Genomic DNA, 23,370 nt, shown 5'->3' on the forward strand with positions numbered 1-23,370 from the left:
TTATGCAGGATCTGCAATGTTGATTTGGAGTACTCAATCATGCACTTATGCGTACATTCCGTTGTCTTCAAACAATTCGCTGAATAGTTCACGGATCCAAATACACATTGGGTCATCATGAAAACGCTTGTGCCAATACAGATAAACTTGTGAGAAATCCAAACGCAGTAGCTCTGGAACTTCGCGTGTAATTAAGCGTTCATCCAGACAAGCCGCTTCGGCGAATGGCGTCGGTAAATGAAAGATAATGTCCGTTTCAGCGGCAATACTCGGCGCTGATGTGAAGTTGGTGAGTTGCACCGGAGCAGACAAACGCTGCTTCTTATCCGCCAAACCTAACTCAATGAATTTGTGTTCGAACGACAGTGTTTTTTCTCCCTGTAGAGAGATTTGGCCAAAATGGTAATCACGCAACTTCTCTGCCGTTAACACTTCATTGGCAAGAGGATGGTTTCGACCCATCAACAAACGAAAATCTCGTTTAGCCACAACCTTACGATAGATATTTTGTTCTGATGTCGGTGGCTCATGGGAAGAAAGCAAGAAATGCACGTCACCAGACACCAGCTCCTCAAAATGGCGTTTCGGCGTTGTGTCGATGCTGACAACAAGATTCGGCGCTCGCTCGCGAATTGCAGCAACAAGTTTTGGCATCATGGCATTGATCTGAGGCTGCAAACCATAAAATCGAACCGTGCCTTCCACCTTCTCTGGTTCAAATGAGTTCTTATGCGATAGCTTTTCAAGGCTGATAATCAAGGCTGAGATATCTGACTTAATCGCTTCTGCCTTAGGAGTAAGTTCATAGCCAAAACTCGTGCGCACCAGCAACTCATCATCAAAAAACAGTCGCATTTTTTGCAACGCTCGACTCACTGAAGACTGACTAGTATTGAGCAACAAAGCGGTGTTCGATACATGCTTTTCTTCTAGAAGGCATTTAAGAATGTAAAGTGACGTTACATCGACCTGAGGAATTTTCATAAATCGTTTTACACTTTAATCTGCAATTAAGGAGGATATGAAGGTGAGTTGATCAGTGATGCTGATCAACCTTACAAATATTACCACCGTTTCTGTCTACTCTGTATCTTGAGTCGCTAATGTGAGTGTCACATAAATCGAGTGTTCCAACAATAACCATCCTATTGCCTTGATTAAACTGAAAGTTACCTTGTTTCCTGCTGACTTTAGTTATTTGGAAAGTAACGCTACCCCCGATGAAAGGTAATCATGAGAAAATGACAAGCTAAATTGGGACTATTATGAATAAGCTGACCGACTCTTAGCTTGAATGCACTGTGAGCATAGATAACAACGCAGCAGCTTAAGTGGTAAGCATATCGTTAAACTCAAATAACTCAATTGATCACACTTGTACTGCAATCAATTGAGCCTTTGGTATTAGATAGTTAGAATGACGCTCACTTAAAGGAGCGGTTATGTCTATCGAGTTCTACAACCAAAACGCACAGCTGTTTTTTACAACGACCAAAGAAGTAGACACCAGTTCTCTGATTGAGCACTTTACTCCCTATTTACCTCAGGGAGGCACAATCCTTGATGCAGGGTGTGGTTCTGGACGAGATGCAAAAAACTTCATCGACTTGGGTTATCAAGTTACGGCATTTGATGCTAGTGAAGCATTGGCAAGCCTAGCCTCTCAATTACTTCAAATTCCTGTCACAGTATCAACCTTTACTAATTTTTATAGTGATAAGCCCTTTGATGGTATTTGGGCTTGCGCATCGTTACTGCATGTCCGTGAACTGGATCTTCCTAGTACATTCTCTCATTTAGCCTCTCAATTAAAACCATCTGCACCACTGTATTGCTCGTTTAAATATGGAACCGACGAAGTTGAACGTGATGGTCGTAGGTTTACCAACGGTAATGAGCAGCGGTTATCTGAATGGATAACTCACACACCGTTGAAAATTGAAAAAATCTGGCGAACTCATGACTTGAGGTCAGAGCGCCAACATGAGCAGTGGTTGAATGCCATTCTGATTAAAAGTGAATAGTGATGAGCGCCCATAGAACGAATGATCAGGCAACCTTATATAGCGGCCCAAAACTGAGTGCAGGAGGAGAACAAGATCCTTTACTCCCTAAGTTAATCCAAGCGATTAACCACGCAAGTGAAATAGAAATTTCGGTCTCTTTTATACAACCTTCAGGGTTAGATTTGCTGTTTGACCCTATTCTTGATGCGCTCAAAAGTGGGGCATCATTAAAACTGCTCACTTCAGACTATTTAGCAATAACCCACCCAGTGGCACTAAGAAGGCTCATGATACTGGCCGAGCGTGGTGCACAATGCCGAATTTTTACCTGTGAAAACCAGCATAGTTTTCATATGAAATCCTATATATTTGTCAAAACAGAACAGGGAACCATTAGTGAGGGGTGCGCTTGGATTGGCTCAAATAACATCAGTAAAACCGCACTATTGCAGAGCTATGAGTGGGCATTACGCCATGATTTTGAGAAGCCGATTACCTCTCCTGCAGCACAAGAATTTACACATATTCGCGAGCAATTTTCGGCTATTTTTAAGCACAAGCAAAGTATTCTTCTCTCTCATCACTGGATCGATGAGTACGTATTACGCCACCAGCAACTTAAAGCACAACGTTCATTGTCACTATTTAATGACTCAGATAGTTATGTAGAGACACCCACACCTAACTCGATTCAAGTTTTGGCTTTATCAGCACTGAGTAAAAGCCGTCAGCAAGGCTATACACGAGGACTCGTTGTCTTAGCGACAGGGATGGGAAAAACATGGTTAGCCGCTTTTGATGCAAAGCAAGCACAAGCCAAACGAGTACTATTTGTTGCTCATAGAGAAGAGATCGTCACTCAAGCTGAAAGTACGTTTAGCAAATTGCTCCCAAATGTAAAAACAGGTTTATATAACGGTGATCAAAAAACCGTAGAAGCTGATTATCTTTTTGCATCGGTAGCCACTCTTGGCAAAAAAACACATTTAACACGCTTTGAAGTAAACCATTTTGATTACATTGTTGTTGATGAATTTCATCACGCCAGTGCTCGCAGCTACCGAGATTTATTGGCTTATTTTCAACCAAACTTTCTTTTAGGATTAACCGCAACACCAGAACGTTCTGATCAAGCCGACATTTTGTCGCTTTGCGATAACAATTTAGTGTTTGAGCGTAACTTGGTTCATGGTATTGATGAGAACATCCTAGTGCCATTCAATTACTTCGGGATTTACGACCAATTCGTAGATTATCAAGAAATTCCTTGGAGAAATGGTAAGTTTGATCCCACAACTTTGGATAGTGCATTTGCAACCAAACAGCGTGCCGGACATATATATCAGCATTGGCTAGACAGAAAACAGCAGAGAACCTTAGCATTTTGCGTTTCTAAACGTCATGCCGATTACATGGCTGAACATTTTTGCAAACAAGGCGTGCGCGCCTTAGCTGTATACAGTGACTCGAAAATACGCCGAAATGACGCCTTAAAGCAGTTAGATGAAGGAAGCATCGATATTCTGTTTTCTGTCGATCTATTCAATGAAGGAACCGATCTCCCTGCAATTGATACCATCTTGATGATCCGCCCTACTGAATCAAAAATCCTGTTTTTACAACAATTAGGGCGCGGCTTACGCCAATCTCCTAGCACTGGTAAAGAGCAATTAGTGGTCTTGGATTTCATTGGGAACCACACTTCGTTCTTAAATAGACCAGCCACCCTACTCAATGTCGGTTCACTAAAAGAAATCGCTGAAGCCCTCAATCATCAGTTGAATCTAGCGGCTGGTTGTTACGTAAATTTTGATCCGCACCTGATTGATTTTTGGCAAACGTTGGCGAAGAAAATCCGTTCAACTGCGGCTGAAGATTATCAAGATCTAAAACATCAATTAGCGCATCGCCCCACTGCTGCCGAGTTTTTCCATCATGGCTATGACCTTAGTAAAATTCGCCGACAGATGAAAAGTTGGTTTGCATTCGTCGCCGACCAAGAAGCAGATATATCGCTGGCTCAACGCCTGATGAAGTACGGTGATTTTTTACTCAAAGCAATAGAAGTCACCTCAATGACCAAATGCTTTAAAGCCGTGCTGCTTGAAGCACTATTAGAATTAGACGGCTTACGTATTCCACCTACATTGGGTGAATTAGCTATTCAAAGTCATAAAGTACTGTTACGCAGACCTGACCTTAGGCAGCGAGATCTCACTGATCAGGCAAAAAAATTTAAAGCGACAGATCAAGGATGGCTTAGTTATTGGAATCGGAACCCAGTTAAAGCGTTTACAAACTCAGATTCAACTGGCAATGCGTGGTTTAAGATTGAGGATGATCATTTTGTTCCAACTTTTGAAATAGACAGCGCCGATTTACCGCTACTGCATGACCTCATTCAAGAACTCGTCGATTTACGTTTTGCTGAATATATACAACGAGTTGCTAAACAAAAAGATTACACACAGTCGAAGTCCATTCAGACTACGGCTGAAATAATTCCTATACCGAGCGAAAACGGTACTCAATTACCTTTCTATCCAAACCTAAAAATTGCTTGTGGTCATTTCAAACAAGGCACTCATGATATTCAAGAACAGTATTTAGTACCGCATGGCTACGGCAAACTAGACCCAGAAAGGCACTTCATTGCGCCAGCCTCAGGTAATTCAATGAATGGCGGTAAAAATCCAATTGAAGATGGCGATTTATTACTGCTCGAGTGGGTAACAGCAAAGAGCGCAGGTTCAATTTCCAACCTCGTGATGGCCATCGAAACTCAAGATGAAACTGGCGATAACCACTACTTATTGCGCGTAGTACGCAAAATAGGCCCGAACCATTACGAACTCGAAGCACAAAACCCCGACTACGCGACAATGACAGCAACTAACACAATGCGAACTTTTGCTCGCTTAAAAAGCATTATCCGTTAACGAATTACTGTTGATCATATTCTTTTTCTAGTTGGTTTAAATTTTGTCGGGTAGAGCCACTTAGCTGCTAAAGGAAGCAAATGTAGGATCACCATGCGCGTAACGTGGTTGAGTACAATCAGCATAGGCTCAAGCCCTAAGTAAATAGCGGCGATGGTAATCGCTTCAATGCTACCGGGTACCCAAGACATTAATAGCACCACAAAACTTTGTTCCAATAGCAGACTAAAACCGAAGGCAAATAACAGGGTTACGCCTAAGCTTAATGCGGTCACAATGATCCCAGAACGAGTGTGAATTAAAAATTCTCTACCGGTTATATCTTTTAGGCGAATGCCCAATAATGCACCAAGGGCTGAAGTGGCGGCAAAAACGAGCACTTGCGGTATTGCTAAGTGTGCCTCGCTCAACATGCTATTAGCGATGATCGCCGTAACCATTCCAGTCACCATATAAGGGGCTGGGATGCCGATTTTCTCCAACATGCCTCCACATACCCACGCCAACAGCGCTACCGCCAATAACCAATACGAGACAGCGTCAAAAGTAAGTTGTAAGGCTTTGGGCTCGGCGTCAGAGGCGATAATACCCGCCAGAATAATTAAAGCGACTAAACGAATAGTATGAGTAAAAATAACTTTGCTTGATGGGATTGGCTGCGCTTCATTGAGCGCTAATACTGCGGCCATGGCTCCGGGTACTGAACCTAGCAGGCTGTCCATTTTCGACCATTGCTCTTTTTTATGCAGCCATAAGTAAGAGACACTGACTTGACCAAACATACAGGTTACCAAACCAACGAGCATCAAAGGCGGCAAGTTAATGGAGGTAATATCACTGGGTACAAGCAGCCCAACGCTAATTCCTAATACTAGCTGTATAAAAGTCAGCGTGTGAGGTGGCAAAGCAAGTGAAAGCTTACATTGGTTAGCCACTAGCAAAATGATTACCGGGCCAAACATGGCCCCTAATGGAATTTTCAACCAAGAAAATAGCACCGAAGCACACAACGATAGTGTGAGGGTCTTTATCATTTCACTGCCTTTTAAATGAAACTGAATGAGTAAATAACACTGTATCTGATTAGGGAAATTTGCATAGCGAATCGTATTGATTATGTGTGATATGTAGACGGTGAAATAGTGCCTGTAACCGTCAGCAAGTGCTCAGAAATAAAGAGTATTTTAACAAACTGGATAAGCAGCTATTAAGGCGTGTTTGGTAGAAGTAGGCCCTCACGAAGAGGGCCTTAATATAGATATTAACCTAGCAGCTTATAATAAGTCGAAGCGGTCAGCGTTCATCACTTTGCTCCACGCAGCGACAAAGTCTTTGACGAACTTCTCTTTGTTATCATTTTGCGCGTAAATTTCAGCGTATGAACGCAAGATGGAATTAGAGCCAAAGACTAAGTCAACACGGGTCGCGGTCCATTTCACCTCGCCAGTACTACGCTCGCAAATCTCGTACAGGTTACGGCCCTTCGGTTTCCAGGTGTAACGCATGTCGGTGAGGTTAACGAAGAAGTCGTTGCTCAAAACACCAAGCTTATCAGTAAATACACCATGTGTACTGCCACCGTAGTTGGTGCCGAGCATACGCATACCACCAAGCAGTACTGTCATTTCTGGCGCGGTAAGGCGCATTAATTGAGCTCGGTCGAGTAACATCTCTTCTGGGTTTACAGCGTAATCTTGCTTCAACCAATTCCGGAAACCATCGGCAAGCGGTTCAAGCACATCAAACGATTCAACATCAGTTTGATCAAGTGTGGCATCACCACGCCCCGGCGCAAAAGGTACGTTAACATCGACACCCGCAGCCTTGGCTGCCATTTCAACGCCAACATTACCAGCCAGCACAATAGTATCAGCGACACTAATACCGGCTTCTGTAGCTATGCCTTGCAGCACAGTCAGCACTTTGCTGAGCCTTTCTGGCTCGTTCCCTTGCCAATCTTTTTGTGGAGCCAAGCGGATACGCGCACCATTAGCCCCACCACGTTTATCTGAGCCGCGGAAAGTACGAGCGCTGTCCCAAGCAGTGCTCACTAAGTCACTGATACTCAAACCACTAGCCACAATTCTGGCTTTAACTGCATCGATATCGTAATTGCTGTTGCCTGTTGGCACTGGATCTTGCCAAATGAGATCTTCTTGCGGCACATCTGGGCCAAAGTAGCGCGTTTTTGGCCCCATATCACGGTGAGTCAATTTGAACCAAGCGCGAGCAAACATATCATCGAAATACGCAGGGTCTTTGTAAAAACGTTCGGCGATCTTGCGGTATTCCGGATCCATCTTCAGCGCCATATCCGCATCGGTCATGATCGGGTTATAACGGATAGTTGGGTCTTCAACATCAACCGGTTTATCTTCCTCTTTAATGTCAATCGGTTCCCATTGCCACGCACCGGCTGGACTTTTTTTCAGTTGCCAATCGTAAGTAAACAATAAATAGAAGTAGCCGTTATCCCATTGCGTTGGATTAGTTGTCCACGCCCCTTCAATACCACTGGTCACGGTATTACGGCCAATGCCACGCTGCACATGGTTGTTCCAACCTAAACCTTGTTCTTCAAGCTCAGCCCCTTCTGGTTCAGCTCCGAGGTTAGCGGCATCACCATTACCATGTGCTTTACCCACGGTATGTCCACCAGCTGTTAATGCCACTGTTTCTTCATCGTTCATGGCCATCCGAGCAAACGTCACACGCATGTCCTGAGCGGTTTTGAGTGGGTCAGGATTACCATCAACCCCTTCTGGGTTAACGTAAATAAGGCCCATCATCACTGCGGCAAGTGGGTTTTCTAAATCACGTTGGCCCGAATAACGACTATCTTTTGAACCACTGGGCGCAAGCCACTCTTTTTCAGATCCCCAATAGGTGTCTTTTTCTGGGTGCCAAATATCTTCGCGACCAAACGCAAAACCAAATGTGTTAAGCCCCATAGACTCATACGCTATCGTTCCTGCCAAAAGAATTAAATCAGCCCAGCTAATTTTGTTGCCATATTTTTGTTTTATTGGCCATAGCAAACGACGAGCTTTATCTAGGTTTGCGTTATCAGGCCAAGAATTAAGTGGAGCAAAACGCTGGCTGCCAGTACCGCCGCCTCCGCGGCCATCGGCAATACGATATGTCCCCGCAGAGTGCCACGCCATGCGGATCATCAAGCCACCATAGTGTCCCCAGTCTGCGGGCCACCATTCTTGGCTGTCGGTCATCAGTGCTTTCAGATCATTTTTCAATCCATCAACATCAAGCTTTTTCAGCGCTTCACGGTAGTTGAAATCTGCACCCATAGGGTTAGTTTTATGGTCGTGTTGATGCAGGATGTCGAGATTAAGTGCCTTCGGCCACCAGTCCATATTGGATAAATCAGCAGAGGTAGCGCCCCCGTGCATGACTGGGCATTTACCACCAGCTCCCATAGCTTTATTCTCCATTCTTTTCTCCTTGCTTCGCATTACTGCGGCTGACACTGTATGAATTAAACAATAAGCACGCACAAAAAATGTTTTATTTCTCATTGCATTAGGCTTAAAGCAATAAACGTGGAACAACCTTATATCAATGCGATCGCTCAGCGAGGCGAATACTGTCATTCATTAATTGGAATCAACAGGGATACCATCTTGCTTTCAACAAAAGCATGTTTAGTTGTTTGCTGCGTTGGTTATAGACTAGGCAAGATAGGAATAAAGCACTAACTCAATGTAGCTATTAGTTTGATAGGCAAATCCTTTTTATTCTAAAACAAGAGAGGATCTACACTGAAAGCCTCACTTTTTAAGTGTTTTAACAATAAAAAATATTTTCATATCAGAGATATTACTCAAAAATAGCTAGCGTAATACGCTGGAATTAACGCCAAGCACGTCACCAAGCCATTGAACTTGATGATCTGAATGGTCATAAATATCATCTCCAGATACCGGATGAATCAGTACACTTAACCCTTCGCGGTGCTCATCTAACCATTCAATAAAGCCATCACTATTGTCTGAAAAATGCAGCTCAAACATAGGTTTTAGATGAGGGCCGACCAACATTGGCACTAATGGAAACATCGCGCGAATATCCTGACGTTGTTGGGCAATTTTTCGCTGCAATTGCTGAGCTTTATCTTTTTGTGCTAAATCGAAATAAACATGGGCATGAAACATATTGAATTCCTCTCATTTTTTTGCAGTTTACCGCTAAATAAGCGATGAGAGATCTCAATAAATTTGCTGAAGACTTTCAGTTAATTTGAACATCGAAGTGAAATACGCTCCTTAAGCCACTCAACAAAAATATGGACACTATGGTTTTGAGTGTGAGAAAGCAAAAAGTACCCTGCATTCGCAGCAATAGGCTCAAAGGGTGTTACAAGACGTTGTTGTGTCAGTTCTTGATCAATCAATGCCATTCTAGCCATCGCAACTCCAACTCCGGCTTCTGCGGCCGACATCGCCATATCTGTACGATTGAAAAAATGACCTTGTTGAGTTGCTATGTCTACCCCCATTTCTGACGCCCAATAAAGCCATTCGTAATCTCGCGACGCATTTGCCCACGGCATCGCATCATGCAGTAGCACGACACTATCCCAGCTTTCTTGCTGATAATGGCGATGCTGTAATTGTGGATGATCTTGCAGGTAGGCTGCGCTCATCACTGGTAGCAGGTACTCTTCAAATAGCAGTTCCGCGTTCATTTTTTTGTAGGGCAATGGCCCGTAATCAATCGCTAAGTCGTAGTCTCGTCGGTCACTGTCTACCAGCGCTCCCTCAGCGAATATTTGAATTTGAATATCTGGATGTTTTCTATGGAAGTTTTCTAGACGAGGTACAAGCCATTTAAATGCAAATGATGGGGTTGACTTCAGTTTGATTTCGTTAATATTTCGACTTTGATTAAGAGAGGCAATAGTACTTTCAATATCTTGAATATTCTGCTCCACCACTCTAGCAAGAGTTCGTCCCTCGTCAGTTAAGCGAATGCCACGAGAATGCCGTTCAAATAGTTTAAAACCGATCTGCTGCTCTAACTGGAGAAGCTGCTGACTAATAGCTCCTGTCGTTAAATGTAAACTCTTTGCTGCTTCACTAAAACTGCTGTATTGCGCCACTTTCACAAATGTCGACAATATGGATAAGGTATTACCTTTCATCGCTCTTGCTTATAGATATTCTAAACACTGGTGATAATTTATATCGATTGTTAATAAAAGGTAAAGCAATAAAACTACGTGCAACAACTATCTTAGGAGCAAGCAATGGATGTGATCGTATTAGGCAGTGGTGTGGTAGGGCTCACCAGTGCATGGTATCTATCTCAAGCAGGTCATCAGGTCACTGTCATTGATCGCCAAGCAAAAAGTGCAGAGGAAACCAGCTTTGCCAATGCAGGACAAATATCTTATGGCTACTCCTCACCTTGGGCTGCACCGGGTATTCCTCAAAAAGCGTTGAAATGGTTGTTTGAAGAACACGCTCCATTAAAAATAAAGCCATCCGTAGACCCTAAATTATTATCCTGGATGGGTAAGATGCTTTTAAACTGCCAGTTGGATCGCTACAACACCAACAAAGCACGTATGCTCGCTATCGCAAATTACAGTCGCCTTTGCTTGGCCGAACTCAATAAAAATCACCACATCCAATATCAAGGTCGCCAGCAAGGTACTTTGCAAGTTTTTAGAACCGATAAACAGTTACAAGCAATAACGAAAGACATCAAGTTGCTCGAAGAAAGTGGCATTCGCTACCAGTTATTAGATGTAAACGGTTGCATCAAACAAGAGCCGGGATTGGCTCCGATAAGCAATAAACTGCGTGGTGGGTTATACCTGCCAGATGACGAAACAGGAGACTGCTATCTGTTTTGCCAACAACTCACCGAGCTTGCGAAAAATAATGGCGTGCAATTCCAGTTTAATACCCATATTGAACGACTCAATATAGAAGGCAAAAAGATCACTGGTGTCCAAACCGATAAAGGCGAACTAAAAGCTGATCGTTATGTTGTAGCAATGGGCAGCTACTCGACTGAGTTACTCTCACCGTTAGGCATTCATCTTCCGGTTTATCCGGTCAAAGGCTATTCATTGACTGTTCCCATCATTAATGAAGCGCTTTCACCGCGCTCAACAGTGATGGACGAGACCTATAAAGTGGCGATGACACGTTTTGATGACCGTATACGTGTCGCTGGTACCGCAGAATTGGCTGGGTTTGACCCTGCGCTTCCCGCAGCTCGCAAAGCGACAATTGAAATGGTCATTCGTGATATTTTCCCTCAAGGCGGTGATCTCGCTCGTGCTGAATTCTGGACCGGATTTAGACCTATGACTCCGGATGGCACACCAATCATTGGTAAAACACCGTTTGATAATCTCTACACCAATACTGGCCATGGAACGCTCGGTTGGACCATGGCGTGTGGCTCCGGACAATTATTGGCTGACATTATGAGCAACAAAGAATGTCATTTAGAGACCATTGATCTGAACATGTCGCGCTACACTCAACATTAACAGCATAAAACTCCAACCTTTCATTAAATACCAGCCAAAGAGCCCACCCATATAATTATTCACCCTAAAGGATTTACTTCTCATCCTTTAGGGTGAAAAGCCTCAATACGCTGAAATTTTAGCTAACTCTAATAAACCTATCTAATTTTCATCCTATTAATAGCGTTTTGTGTTCATTGTCACGCTACTGATTATTTACAGATAAATAAATTAACAATTGAGTTACAAAAAGATTAATATGTCGTTCACAAAAACAAACACAACATCACTAAAACTACTAATAACAGGGAAATGCTTATGCAGTCATTTGTTGATTTTTTGAATGGGATAATCTGGAGTCCGGCATTAATTTATTTATGTCTTGGCGCAGGTTTGTTCTACTCGATTGTGACCCGATTTGTTCAGGTTCGTCACTTTTTTGAAATGTGGCGTCTACTTCTTTCCGGTAAAAGTTCGACTAAAGGCATTTCGTCTTTCCAAGCGTTAGCCGTTTCCCTTTCAGGTCGTGTAGGTACTGGTAATATCGCCGGTGTCGCTGCCGCTATCGGTTTTGGTGGCCCTGGTGCCGTGTTCTGGATGTGGGTGGTCGCATTTTTTGGCGCAGCAACGGCTTATGCAGAATCAACACTTGCGCAGATCTACAAAGAAGAAGATGAAGGCGAGTTCCGTGGTGGACCAGCTTACTACATCGAAAAAGCAATGGGGCAAAAATGGTATGCATGGATTTTCGCTATCTCAACCATTTTCGCCTGTGGTGTACTGCTTCCCGGCGTACAATCAAACAGTATTGGTAATGCAGTAGAAGCCGCATTTGGACCAGGCCCTATTATTGAAACGGCAATCGGTACTTTCACTTTTGCTAAAATCTTTACTGGCACCGTTGTTTCAATCATTTTGGCATTTATCATTTTCGGCGGCGTAAAACGTATTGCAAGCTTTACCCAGTTTGTGGTGCCATTTATGGCATTGGCTTACATCATCACAGCATTTGTTATCATCTTGCTTAATATTGGTGAAGTGCCAAGAATCTTCGCAATGATCGTTGGTGATGCGTTCACACCAATGGCAGGCGTAGGCGCGGCAATTGGCTGGGGTGTAAAACGTGGTGTTTATTCAAACGAAGCTGGCCAAGGTACTGGCCCTCACGCAGCTGCGGCAGCAAGCGTTGATCACCCAGCTCAACAAGGCTTAGTTCAAGCATTCTCTATTTACATCGATACCTTATTGGTCTGTTCTGCTACCGCATTTATGATTCTTATCACTGGTGCTTACAACGTTCATGGTGGTGCAGAAGGCGTATTTTTAATTCAAAACCTAGCAGCCGATATCAGTGCCAACGGTCCGGTATTTACTCAAATGGCGATTGAAAGTGCACTTCCTGGTGTTGGTAAACCGTTTGTGGCATTTGCATTGTTCTTCTTTGCTTTCACAACTATCTTGGCTTACTACTACATCGCAGAAACGAACATTGCTTACATTCGTCGTACCTTCAAAGTTAACGGTTTGATGTTTGTACTCAAGGTCGTGATCATCGCTACGGTATTCTACGGCACGGTTAAAACCGCAAACTTAGCTTGGGCAATGGGTGATGTCGGTGTTGGCGTAATGGCGTGGCTGAATATCGTCGGAATCCTCATTATCTTCTTTATGGCTAAACCGGCGATGGCAGCACTAAGAGATTATGAAGAACAACAAAAACAAGGTGTAGAGGAATTCATTTTCAACCCAGTGAAGTTAGGCATCAAAGGGGCGACATACTGGGAAGGAAAATACAAGCGTAAGACAGGTAAAGCACCCACAGCAGAAGAAGAAGAGAGTTCAACCGTTCTTGAACAACCTTCAGCGTAAATAAAAAATAAGAAAGGCAGTGGAAACTAAAAGGGGTTAGCCGAAGCTAACCCCTTTTTTTATTTTGTATTTTAATTACGCTGCAATTTCTTGTGTAGCAACAACAGGCTCAGACGCTTTCTTCTCACCGATTGGCAAAATAACACGACCATATTCGTTGTTTAACACTTGTGCCATAGCGAAATAGATAGCACTAGCACCGCAGAAGATACCTTCAAAACCAGCAATCGTACCAATCAGTTCACTACCCGTGAAATCACGAGCAGCTAATAGAGCAAACAAAATGGTTAGTGAACCAAATACAACTTGCTTAGCGCGTGGGTAACACAGTGAACCAATGAACATGAAACCAGTGAAGATACCCCAAAGAGCTAGGTACCAACCCATAAAGTTTGCAGGACTTGCAGGTAAGCCCATATATGGCATTACGATCAAGCCAACAAGCGTTAGCCAGAACAAACCATACGAAGTGAATGCCGTGGTACCAAACGTATCACCACGTTTAAAGCACATGATACCCACGATAACTTGGCTTAAACCGCCGTAAAAAATACCCATTGCTAGAATCATAGAATCTATAGGGAAAAAGCCTGCATTATGGATATTAAGCAGGATAGTCGTCATGCCAAAACCCATTAGGCCTAGCGGCGCTGGATTGGCCAATTTAGTAGACATTCGCGAGTACCTTAAAAAAAGTTGATAAAAATTACGCGCGGATTTTAGTGGAGGCAACACAAAAATGGAAAGAACATTAACGGAAATTAAGATTCCATTTTTAGCGATCAAATTGTTTAAAAAGCAAACAGCACGACCTTGGAAGATCATGCTGTTGATTTAACACATAAACTATATATTTGAGGTAAGCCAACACCGTAGCTGCTTCAAATAGAAAAGAGATAAATGAAAAGTTACTGGCAGTTCACTTCATCCCAAAACCAATTACTTTGCGTTGGTGTTTCCCACACTCCCGGATTATTTTTCGCGACAAAGCACTTTCCATTGTGCGTAACCTTATCTCCAGTTTTCGCTTGGGTTACTCCCGCTTGCCATACAGAGAAATCTGAACTTGGCGGTGTAGGCTCAGGTTGGATATTCATACTGGCATGAGCTTGTGCCGCGATCACACAGCTTAATGCTAGAGGCAGATGTTTGAGTGCAAACATGTCTAATCTCCGTATTTAACAATACAATATACAAGGAATAACTAGACACATAGTGAATCATATAGAAAAAACGCAGAGTGAAGCCCATTCATTCTGCGACGCAAAGTTTATAAATAAATACTGTTACACAGCGAGTATCACAAAAACTGTTACCTTGGCTCAAAACAAAACGGGAGCATCTTCCCCCGTTTGATTTCGCTGTTATTGGTTTGCTGTTACCGATTCTAAAGCTTGCAAAGATTGCTGTTTAGAGAGCAATAAGTAAATGGCAAACTGAGCGACAATCGCCACCAGCACAATTACAGGTGAAGCCATTACCCCTGCGACAAGAAAGCTTGTTAGAGCGATAGCACCATTAAGTAACGCATAAGGCAACTGCGTTCTAAAGTGCTCGTATTGCTCACAGCCTGCACCAGTCGAAGACAAAATAGTGGTCTCTGAAATTGGAGAGCAGTGATCACCGAACAAACCACCAGATAGCACCGCGCCAATACAAACCAACAATGGTGCATCAATGGCAATCGCGGTTGGAATCACCAAAGGCATCATAATAGCGAACGTCCCCCACGATGACCCCGTTGCGAAAGAGATAATACCTGCCAGTAAAAATGCTACAGCAGGCAATAACCAGTATGGGAAACCTGCTTGTGCTTGCTCTGCAATATACGCTGCTGCGCCAAGTTCCTTACCAACCGAACTCAATGACCAAGCCAGCACCAAGATTACCGCCACCGACATCATGTTCGACATCCCTTTTAGGTAAACCTGAATGCCATCTGAAAGCTTTCTCACACCGTAAAATGCCATCAAACTGATCAAGGTAATCGCAGCAAAGAAATACGCCGAAGAAAGTGCTGCGCGGAAGGTTGACCCTGCTACTTTTTGAAATGGAAACCCATGAGGAACCAATATCGAACAAAGCACCACGAACATAACGAGCAGCGGTGCCCATAAAAAACTTGTTTTTGCATTTTTATGCTCAAAAACGTTCAGTGAATCTTGCGCTTTTCCAAAATCAGAGCCTTGTTCTGTAAGCTGCTCTGCTTTCGCCATTGGTCCAAAATCCAGTTTGAAGAAAGAGACAATTGGCACAATCGCGATCGCCAAAAAGGCATAAAACTGATAAGGAATTACACCAATAAAGGCATCCCAATCACTGAGACCTACATCCAGTGCTGCGAACTCTTTCTGAATCAACCCCATGATATACACCCCCCAACCGATGAAGGGGATCAAAATAGCCACAGGAGATGAAGTGGAATCGATAATAAAGGCAAGCTTCTGGCGAGAAACTTTCAGTTTATCAAAAAGAGGACGAAAGACAGGGCCAACAATCAGCGGTGTACCAAGGTCTGAAAAGAAAATAATAACGCCGCCTAACCAAGAAGATAGCTGTGCTTGACACTTACTGGTAACCCATTGGGTGACCTTTTTAGCGAACGCCACACCACCGCCAGATTTCTCCATTAGGGCAACAAAGCCACCAATGAAGACCAAGAGAAGGATGACACCCGCGTTGTAGTTGTCTGTCAGCTGCGGCAACAGGTAACTTTTCATTAGTGCGCTAAACGAATCGAGCGGACCTTTGTCGATGAATGTGCCTTCAAGCATAGCCACACCACTGACGACACCGGCAAAAAGACCGACGACAACGTTTCTTGTGGTTAGCGCGAGGACTAACGTAATAATGATGGGGATAAGGGAGGTAACTTCTGCCTGTTCCATAGCAATACCAATTTTAATATTTAAACACTAAAAGTGAATATACATTCAACAATCTCGCATGTATATATTTTCCAATAAAAAAGTTTAGACCTACATTCACACTTTTCAGGCATAAAAAAACCAGCCCGAAGGCTGGCTTTCAATTTGGTGTATCTAATGAGAAATTATTCCCACTCGATAGTTGCTGGTGGTTTACCTGAAATATCATAAACCACGCGAGAAATACCATTCACTTCATTAATAATGCGGTTAGAAACTTTACCTAAGAAATCGTAAGGTAAATGTGCCCAATGCGCTGTCATGAAATCAATCGTTTCTACCGCGCGCAGCGATACAACCCAATCGTATTTACGTCCATCGCCCATTACACCTACAGAACGAACTGGTAGGAAAACAGTGAACGCTTGAGATACTTTGTTGTATAGGTCAGCAGCGTGTAGTTCTTCAATGAAGATAGCGTCTGCGCGGCGCAGTAGATCACAGTACTCTTTTTTAATTTCGCCAAGAACGCGAACACCAAGGCCAGGACCTGGGAATGGGTGACGGTAAAGCATATTATAAGGAAGACCTAGTTCTAAGCCGATCTTACGGACTTCATCTTTAAATAGCTCACGTAGTGGCTCAACCAAGCCCATTTCCATATCATCCGGCAAACCGCCTACGTTATGGTGAGATTTGATCACATGTGCTTTACCTGTTTTCGACGCTGCAGATTCGATTACATCTGGGTAAATCGTGCCTTGCGCTAGCCATTTTGCATTTTTCAGCTTTTTCGATTCTTCATCAAAGATATCAACAAAGACGTGACCAATAATTTTGCGCTTCGCTTCAGGATCAGACTCACCTTTTAGCGCGTCAAGGAAGCGTTGTTCCGCATTAACATGAATAATGTTTAGGCCAAATTTGTTGCCAAACATATCCATCACTTGCTCTGCTTCGTTTAAGCGCAACAAGCCGTTATCAACAAATACACACGTTAGCTTGTCACCAATTGCGCGGTGTGCAAGCATCGCAACAACCGAAGAATCCACACCACCAGACAGGCCAAGAATCACTTCATCGTCACCCACTTGCTCTTTAATACGAGCAACCGCATCTTCGATGATAGATTCAGCAGTCCATAAACGCTCACAACCACATACGTTCAGTACGAAGTTTTCTAGCATTTTCAGACCATTTTTGGTGTGCGTTACTTCTGGGTGAAATTGCACGCCGTAGTATTTTTTCTCTTCATTTGCCATCGCCGCATAAGGACAAGTATCCGTTTGGGCAATTTTGGTAAAGTCGGCAGGGATCTCTACCACTTTATCGCCGTGACTCATCCAAACATCTTGAGTGGCTTCAAGGCCAGCAAACAGTGCAGAGTCACCGGTGACTTGAACGGCAGCATAACCAAATTCACGTTCATCAGAGCTCGCGACTTTACCGCCTAATTGCTCAGCCATGGTCTGCATGCCGTAGCACACACCAAAGACAGGAACGCCAGAGTCAAATACGTATTGAGGCGCACGTGGAGAATTAGCTTCAGTTACACTTTCAGGGCCACCAGAAAGAATGATACCGTCTGGGTTGAATTCACGAATATCCGCTTCTTCTACATCCCAACTCCACAGTTCACAGTAAACACCGATTTCACGAACACGGCGAGCCACTAGTTGAGTATATTGAGAACCGAAGTCCAAGATCAGAATACGTTGGTCATGAATATTTTTAGTCATTTTGGGCAGTCTTATCGTTCACCTCAGCTAAGGATAATCTAAGTCATTCACGCCGACTTTCGATGCTACAATCAGCGTGAAAATCTAACACTTGTTGATTTTCTTACCCTGAGCTGTGGTTATAGGTTATGAAAACGAGGCGAGTGTACCCGCCTCTCATCAATGCTTCAAGGAAAAAGCAAACGTTTACGTCTGGTTAATTACTCTTTAATCAGAGATTAACCACGGCGGTAGTTTGGTGCTTCCTTAGTAATTTGAACGTCGTGTACGTGAGATTCAGCCATGCCCGCACCAGAGATACGTACAAATTCAGCTTTAGTGCGCATTTCTTCGATTGTCGCAGAGCCAGTTAGCCCCATGCTTGAACGTAAACCACCCATTTGCTGATGAACGATTTCTTTTAAGCGACCTTTGTAAGCGATGCGACCTTCAATACCTTCAGGTACTAGCTTGTCTGCTGCATTATCTGATTGGAAATAACGATCTGATGAACCTTGAGACATCGCACCAAGAGAACCCATTCCACGGTATGCTTTGTATGAACGGCCGTTATATAGAATCACTTCGCCCGGCGCTTCTTCAGTACCCGCAAACATTGAGCCAACCATGACACAAGATGCACCAGCAGCAATCGCTTTACAGATATCGCCAGAGAAACGGATGCCGCCATCAGCAATCACAGGAATACCATACGCATTTGCAACTTCGGCTGCATCTGAAATAGCGGTAATTTGAGGAACACCAACGCCAGTAACGATACGAGTGGTACAAATAGAACCAGGACCAATACCGACTTTTACCGCGCTGACACCCGCTTCGATAAGCGCTTTAGCACCTGCACCTGTTGCCACGTTACCACCGATAATATCAAGTTCAGGATAAGCTGCGCGAGTTTCACGAATACGGTTCAATACACCTTCAGAATGACCATGAGATGAATCAATAAGAAGTACATCCACGCCCGCTTCAACCAATGCTTTTACGCGCTCTTCATTACCCGCACCAGCACCAACAGCGGCACCAACACGCAGGCGGCCTTGCTCGTCTTTACATGCATGAGGTTTACGTTCAGCTTTGTGGAAATCTTTTGCTGTGATCATACCTGTCAATTTGAATTGATCATTCACCACCAGTACTTTTTCAACACGCGCTTTATGCATACGTTCTTGTACTTCTTGGCGTGACGCCCCTTCTTTTACCGTCGCTAAGCGCTCTTTTGGCGTCATCACAGCTTCAACTTTTTTCGTTAAATCAGTAACGAAACGAACGTCACGGCCAGTAATGATACCAACCAGTTCATTGTTATCACTCACTACAGGGAAACCAGCAAAACCGTGTTTCTCAGTTAAATCCATGACATCTTGAATCGTAGCATCTGGGCGAACTGTTACAGGAGCTGTCACCACACCCGCTTCGAAGATCTTAACAAGACGAACTTGCTCTGCTTGTTGTTCGATAGACATGTTTTTATGGATAAAACCAATACCACCCTCTTGTGCAAGAGCGATCGCTAGGCGAGCTTCTGTCACTGTATCCATTGATGCAGAAATCATTGGGATGTTCAGTGCAATGTTTTTGGTCAGCTGAGTACGAAGATCGGCTGTGTTTGGGAGAACGGTGGAGTGTGCTGGCACGAGAAGTACGTCGTCGAATGTCAGCGCTTCTTTGGCAATTCTTAGCATTTGCAATATCTCACAATTAAGAGGAGTGAATAAAAGGTCAATCCAAGTTGTTTCATTCAACCTAATTAATCATTAAAAAGGAAAAGTGATTTGGATTTGATATTGCGGACGGATTATACGCCCGAGGCAATCGCTTGACCACTCATTTTTTTATTTTTTATTTGCATTTCACGTCTTGATATGTATTATCTTTCCGCTAATTTCCATACCTTCGTCTAGGGGATTAGCCTTGTCTTCTCTGGCCAACGAAAATATCTACACTGTCTCTCGTCTAAATGCTGAAGTTAGACTACTTCTTGAAAATGAAATGGGAATTGTATGGCTGGTTGGTGAAATATCTAACTTCTCCTCTCCAGTTTCTGGCCACTGGTATTTATCACTCAAAGACTCCCGTGCCCAAGTTAAATGTGCCATGTTTAAGGGCAGCAATCGCTTTGTCTCTTTCAAGCCTAAAAATGGTCAGCAAGTTTTAGTTAAAGCACGCCTTTCCCTGTATGAACCTAGAGGTGACTACCAGATCATCATCGAAAGTATGCAGCCAGAAGGAGACGGTCGTCTTCAGCAAGAATTTGAAAAACTGAAAATGCAATTGGCCGCCGAAGGTCTGTTTGCTCAATCCAATAAACGTCCGTTACCGGAAAATCCAAAATGCGTAGGCGTCATCACATCTAAAACTGGGGCGGCTTTATTCGATATTCTTGATGTACTCAAGCGTCGCGATCCCAGCTTACCAGTGATTGTCTACCCCACCATGGTGCAAGGTGAACAAGCCGCGATACAGATTGCACAAGCCATCGGCAGAGCTAATGCGAGAGCAGAATGTGATGTATTGATTATGGGAAGAGGCGGCGGTTCATTGGAAGACTTATGGTGTTTTAACCATGAGATCGTAGCACGCACTATCGCTGCTAGTGAGATTCCGATTATTAGTGCTATAGGCCATGAAATTGATATTACAATTGCCGATTTCGTTGCTGATGTTCGAGCACCAACTCCTTCTGCGGCAGCAGAATTGGTCAGCCGTGATAATAGCCATAAGCAACAAACATTTACTAACTATCAGCACAAGCTACGTAGTGCAATACGCCACTACATAAGCCAGCAACAGCAACAAGTAAATGCTCTTAATTACGCATTACAAAAGCAGCACCCTAATTACCGCTTACAACGTCAAACACAGCTGCTTGATGAAACACAAATGCGCCTTCAACGTGCTATGAGCTCTTTTATCACTAGTAAGCGACAACATGTAAATGAGCAATTTCATCAATTACAACTGAACTCTCCTGTTCAAAAGCTTGCTCAACAGCAACATAGATTGGCGAAAACTGAACAAAAGCTGCTTGATGTGATGGATAGAAAGCTGTTAACCACTCGCCATAAGCTTGCGCTAGCCGCTGAAAAATTAGATACGGTTAGCCCATTAGCCACCTTAAAACGTGGTTATTCTATTACTCAAGATCAGCACGGTAAGGTTATCAGCCAACCTTCAGATGTAAAAACGGGCGATCAACTGATCACCCGTCTTGCCGATGGCGAAATTCATTCTACCGTGAACTGATGTCCGAAACAGTACAAACCGCCTAATCTTGTGGCTTGAACTCAAATCGAATTTTCGATTTCGATTTGAGTTCATTGCACTGATTACAGAAATAATTAGCCGCCCCACACGCTTGTAGCTTTTCTAACTCTGATTCACAGCTAGGGCAAAAACCTACTTTATTGAAATGTTTTTCACACTCACTACAGTGATAACGACCATCCCATTCTAAGGGCTTTGTGCAGCAAGGGCACAGGTTCTCATTCATATCAAAATCCACTTAAATAATGTATTCGTAAACTATGCTCCAAGATAGCGTCATTGTCGACATTGATCCTCATCACAATACTTTAATCAATGTGTATATCCTCTTTCGAATGGCACTATGATCACTAAAAGATCTCAGCCTGATCATTTGCTTTATCTACTCTGATCAGCGATCTCCCCTCAAAAGAACATTTATATAACCACACACCGAAAGCATAAGTTACATATCCTGCATTTGGATTTTTAGCGATATAAAATATCGTTATTTGTTTTTATACTCACCATGTAAAGAACTAATGAAAATGATCTTTCACTCTACACGACTCAGTAAGCACTGCTTAAAAATCACTCTCAGTACTATTCTCTGGACGCTTTTCATTTAAGTGAAGTGTATTCGTTCTACTACAGATAAAAAAATACCCAAGCCTTGGCTTGGGTATTTTTTTATCTAATAAAGGGTTACTTAGTACGACCTTTCATCATCGTCATAAGGCGTTTGCGCTTGCGCTCTTGAGACAAGGTTAACTTATTAGTCTTACCCTCAAATGGGTTGTCGCTGCTTTGGAAGTGAATACGAATTGGCGTACCCATAATTTCCAACGATTTACGGTAATAATTCATTAAATAACGTTTGTATGAATCTGGTAGTTCGTTAACCAAGTTACCATGTACCACAACGATTGGCGGGTTATAGCCGCCAGCATGTGCATATTTCAGTTTTACGCGGCGACTACGTATCATTGGCGGTTGGTGATCATCCGTTGCCATTTTCAATATCCGCGTCAGTACAGAAGTGCCAACACGAGTTGTCGCAGATTTGTACGCTTCTTGCACTGATTCAAATAAGTGACCCACACCAGTGCCATGCAGCGCGGAAATAAAGTGGATACGAGCAAAATCGACGAAACCTAGACGACGATCCAGCTCTTTCTTTACACGCTCTTTTACGTCGTTATCAAGGCCATCCCACTTATTGACAGCAAGAACAATTGAACGACCCGCATTCAGTGCAAAACCAAGTAAACTTAAGTCTTGGTCTGAGATATTTTCACGTGCATCGATAACCAATAGAACAACGTTTGCATCTTCGACAGCTTTCAGTGTTTTAACTACCGAGAATTTTTCTACCGTTTCATTAATGCGAGTACGGCGACGAACACCTGCGGTATCAATCAATACATATTCACGCTCATCACGCATCATTGGGATGTAGATTGAATCGCGAGTGGTTCCTGGCATATCGTAAACCACGACACGCTCTTCACCAAGAATACGGTTAATCAATGTTGATTTACCGACATTAGGACGACCAATGATCGCAAGCTTAATCGGTTGATCTTGAAGACGCTTAAACTCTTCTTCCGCTTCTTCTTCCGTGTAATCAAGCTTTTCTTCAACATCTTCAAAGTCAGTGAGATCTTCGATATCACCTTTCGCCAGTTCAATCATCTCTTCTGCGAAAGGATTCAACGCACGATCAATCAAAATACCAACCCCACGCCCATGTGCAGCGGCGATCTGATACATCTGATCAACGCCCAATTTCCAGAATTCAGCACATGCAGCATCAGCATCAATACCATCTACTTTGTTCACGACAAGGATGGCACGTTTCTCAATTTTACGCAGATGTTGTGCAATAACTTCATCAGACGCTGTCAGACCTGCGCGGCCATCAACCATAAATAGCACGACATCGGCTTCGTCAATGGCAGCTAATGATTGCTGTGCCATTTTGGTCTCAACACCTTCTTCACTGCCATCAATACCACCGGTATCAATAACGATAAATTCGTGTTCACCTAATTTCGCTTGGCCATATTTACGGTCACGCGTTAAACCAGGGAAATCCGCTACTAACGCATCACGAGTGCGAGTTAATCGGTTAAACAGCGTAGATTTACCGACATTCGGACGCCCAACAAGAGCAACAACAGGAACCATAACAACCTCTACAAA

General features: G+C 43.4%; 16 protein-coding genes and 1 pseudogene. 5 read left to right on the forward strand and 12 right to left on the reverse strand.

Annotated features, from left to right (window positions below; translation table 11 throughout):
- Positions 1-45 precede the first annotated feature (45 nt).
- Complete coding sequence (locus MCT08_RS11925; RefSeq protein ID WP_053310379.1) at positions 46-984, reverse strand: LysR family transcriptional regulator; 939 nt, start codon at positions 982-984, stop codon at positions 46-48.
- A 458-nt stretch (positions 985-1,442) separates the two neighbouring features.
- Between MCT08_RS11925 and MCT08_RS11930 the strand changes: the two genes are divergently transcribed.
- Positions 1,443-2,024 (forward strand): class I SAM-dependent methyltransferase, encoded by a 582-nt coding sequence (locus MCT08_RS11930; RefSeq protein ID WP_053310380.1) that lies wholly within the window; start codon positions 1,443-1,445, stop codon positions 2,022-2,024.
- Positions 2,025-2,026: 2 nt separating this feature from the next.
- Positions 2,027-4,945, forward strand: a complete 2,919-nt coding sequence (locus tag MCT08_RS11935) for a DEAD/DEAH box helicase family protein (RefSeq protein ID WP_274678485.1) — start codon at positions 2,027-2,029, stop codon at positions 4,943-4,945.
- Positions 4,946-4,959: 14 nt separating this feature from the next.
- On the opposite strand, the gene MCT08_RS11940 is transcribed toward MCT08_RS11935, so the two are convergent.
- The 4 genes from MCT08_RS11940 to MCT08_RS11955 all read right to left on the reverse strand — a co-directional run bounded on the left by MCT08_RS11940 (position 4,960) and on the right by MCT08_RS11955 (position 10,103).
- Complete coding sequence (locus tag MCT08_RS11940; RefSeq protein ID WP_274678486.1) at positions 4,960-5,979, reverse strand: AbrB family transcriptional regulator; 1,020 nt, start codon at positions 5,977-5,979, stop codon at positions 4,960-4,962.
- Between the two features lie 240 nt (positions 5,980-6,219).
- The gene (gene katG / locus MCT08_RS11945; protein WP_274678487.1) at positions 6,220-8,394 is read right to left on the reverse strand and encodes a catalase/peroxidase HPI; all 2,175 of its coding nucleotides are present in this window, start codon (positions 8,392-8,394) and stop codon (positions 6,220-6,222) included.
- Between the two features lie 399 nt (positions 8,395-8,793).
- Positions 8,794-9,114, reverse strand: a complete 321-nt coding sequence (locus MCT08_RS11950; protein ID WP_053310384.1) for a DOPA 4,5-dioxygenase family protein — start codon at positions 9,112-9,114, stop codon at positions 8,794-8,796.
- 80 nt (positions 9,115-9,194) lie between these two features.
- The gene (locus MCT08_RS11955; protein WP_274678488.1) at positions 9,195-10,103 is read right to left on the reverse strand and encodes a LysR substrate-binding domain-containing protein; all 909 of its coding nucleotides are present in this window, start codon (positions 10,101-10,103) and stop codon (positions 9,195-9,197) included.
- A gap of 105 nt (positions 10,104-10,208) precedes the next feature.
- On the opposite strand from MCT08_RS11955, the gene MCT08_RS11960 reads away from it, so the two are divergent.
- A complete protein-coding gene (locus tag MCT08_RS11960) occupies positions 10,209-11,468 on the forward strand; it encodes a D-amino acid dehydrogenase (protein ID WP_274678489.1) in 1,260 nt (419 codons plus the stop codon).
- Positions 11,469-11,765: 297 nt separating this feature from the next.
- Complete coding sequence (locus tag MCT08_RS11965; RefSeq protein WP_053310387.1) at positions 11,766-13,316, forward strand: alanine/glycine:cation symporter family protein; 1,551 nt, start codon at positions 11,766-11,768, stop codon at positions 13,314-13,316.
- Positions 13,317-13,391: 75 nt separating this feature from the next.
- On the opposite strand, the gene MCT08_RS11970 is transcribed toward MCT08_RS11965, so the two are convergent.
- From MCT08_RS11970 to guaB, 5 genes and pseudogenes are all read right to left on the reverse strand, one after another.
- The gene (locus MCT08_RS11970; protein WP_053310388.1) at positions 13,392-13,991 is read right to left on the reverse strand and encodes an acetate uptake transporter; all 600 of its coding nucleotides are present in this window, start codon (positions 13,989-13,991) and stop codon (positions 13,392-13,394) included.
- Between the two features lie 233 nt (positions 13,992-14,224).
- A pseudogene (locus MCT08_RS11975) lies at positions 14,225-14,404 on the reverse strand (carbohydrate-binding protein); the annotation flags it as partial.
- A 276-nt stretch (positions 14,405-14,680) separates the two neighbouring features.
- Positions 14,681-16,204 (reverse strand): Na+/H+ antiporter NhaC family protein, encoded by a 1,524-nt coding sequence (locus MCT08_RS11980; protein WP_274678490.1) that lies wholly within the window; start codon positions 16,202-16,204, stop codon positions 14,681-14,683.
- A gap of 164 nt (positions 16,205-16,368) precedes the next feature.
- Complete coding sequence (guaA, locus tag MCT08_RS11985; RefSeq protein ID WP_053310390.1) at positions 16,369-17,922, reverse strand: glutamine-hydrolyzing GMP synthase; 1,554 nt, start codon at positions 17,920-17,922, stop codon at positions 16,369-16,371.
- A 218-nt stretch (positions 17,923-18,140) separates the two neighbouring features.
- Positions 18,141-19,604 carry an IMP dehydrogenase gene (guaB, locus tag MCT08_RS11990; RefSeq protein WP_053310464.1) on the reverse strand — a complete coding sequence of 488 codons (1,464 nt, stop codon included), beginning with the start codon at positions 19,602-19,604 and terminating at the stop codon, positions 18,141-18,143.
- A gap of 229 nt (positions 19,605-19,833) precedes the next feature.
- Between guaB and xseA the strand changes: the two genes are divergently transcribed.
- Positions 19,834-21,165, forward strand: coding sequence for an exodeoxyribonuclease VII large subunit (gene xseA, locus MCT08_RS11995; protein WP_274678491.1), 1,332 nt, complete (start codon positions 19,834-19,836; stop codon positions 21,163-21,165).
- A gap of 22 nt (positions 21,166-21,187) precedes the next feature.
- On the opposite strand, the gene MCT08_RS12000 is transcribed toward xseA, so the two are convergent.
- Together MCT08_RS12000 and der are read right to left on the reverse strand one after the other, a co-directional pair.
- A complete protein-coding gene (locus MCT08_RS12000) occupies positions 21,188-21,412 on the reverse strand; it encodes a zinc ribbon domain-containing protein (protein ID WP_171980361.1) in 225 nt (74 codons plus the stop codon).
- 458 nt (positions 21,413-21,870) lie between these two features.
- Positions 21,871-23,355 carry a ribosome biogenesis GTPase Der gene (gene der / locus MCT08_RS12005; protein ID WP_053310392.1) on the reverse strand — a complete coding sequence of 495 codons (1,485 nt, stop codon included), beginning with the start codon at positions 23,353-23,355 and terminating at the stop codon, positions 21,871-21,873.
- Positions 23,356-23,370 lie beyond the last annotated feature (15 nt).

Source organism: Vibrio aestuarianus (genome assembly GCF_028858425.1).
Taxonomy (GTDB): Bacteria; Pseudomonadota; Gammaproteobacteria; order Enterobacterales; family Vibrionaceae; genus Vibrio; species Vibrio aestuarianus.

What these genes read in the sequence shown, in the direction of transcription:
- MCT08_RS11950 (WP_053310384.1), bottom strand. Translation starts at nt 9,114, where the DNA reads ATGTTTCATGCCCATGTTTATTTCGATTTAGCACAAAAAGATAAAGCT.
- guaB (WP_053310464.1), bottom strand. Translation starts at nt 19,604, where the DNA reads ATGCTAAGAATTGCCAAAGAAGCGCTGACATTCGACGACGTACTTCTC.
- MCT08_RS11925 (WP_053310379.1), bottom strand. Translation starts at nt 984, where the DNA reads ATGAAAATTCCTCAGGTCGATGTAACGTCACTTTACATTCTTAAATGC.
- katG (WP_274678487.1), bottom strand. Translation starts at nt 8,394, where the DNA reads ATGGAGAATAAAGCTATGGGAGCTGGTGGTAAATGCCCAGTCATGCAC.
- guaA (WP_053310390.1), bottom strand. Translation starts at nt 17,922, where the DNA reads ATGACTAAAAATATTCATGACCAACGTATTCTGATCTTGGACTTCGGT.
- MCT08_RS11940 (WP_274678486.1), bottom strand. Translation starts at nt 5,979, where the DNA reads ATGATAAAGACCCTCACACTATCGTTGTGTGCTTCGGTGCTATTTTCT.
- MCT08_RS11970 (WP_053310388.1), bottom strand. Translation starts at nt 13,991, where the DNA reads ATGTCTACTAAATTGGCCAATCCAGCGCCGCTAGGCCTAATGGGTTTT.
- MCT08_RS12000 (WP_171980361.1), bottom strand. Translation starts at nt 21,412, where the DNA reads ATGAATGAGAACCTGTGCCCTTGCTGCACAAAGCCCTTAGAATGGGAT.
- MCT08_RS11955 (WP_274678488.1), bottom strand. Translation starts at nt 10,103, where the DNA reads ATGAAAGGTAATACCTTATCCATATTGTCGACATTTGTGAAAGTGGCG.
- MCT08_RS11935 (WP_274678485.1), top strand. Translation starts at nt 2,027, where the DNA reads ATGAGCGCCCATAGAACGAATGATCAGGCAACCTTATATAGCGGCCCA.
- MCT08_RS11980 (WP_274678490.1), bottom strand. Translation starts at nt 16,204, where the DNA reads ATGGAACAGGCAGAAGTTACCTCCCTTATCCCCATCATTATTACGTTA.
- MCT08_RS11930 (WP_053310380.1), top strand. Translation starts at nt 1,443, where the DNA reads ATGTCTATCGAGTTCTACAACCAAAACGCACAGCTGTTTTTTACAACG.
- der (WP_053310392.1), bottom strand. Translation starts at nt 23,355, where the DNA reads ATGGTTCCTGTTGTTGCTCTTGTTGGGCGTCCGAATGTCGGTAAATCT.
- MCT08_RS11960 (WP_274678489.1), top strand. Translation starts at nt 10,209, where the DNA reads ATGGATGTGATCGTATTAGGCAGTGGTGTGGTAGGGCTCACCAGTGCA.
- MCT08_RS11965 (WP_053310387.1), top strand. Translation starts at nt 11,766, where the DNA reads ATGCAGTCATTTGTTGATTTTTTGAATGGGATAATCTGGAGTCCGGCA.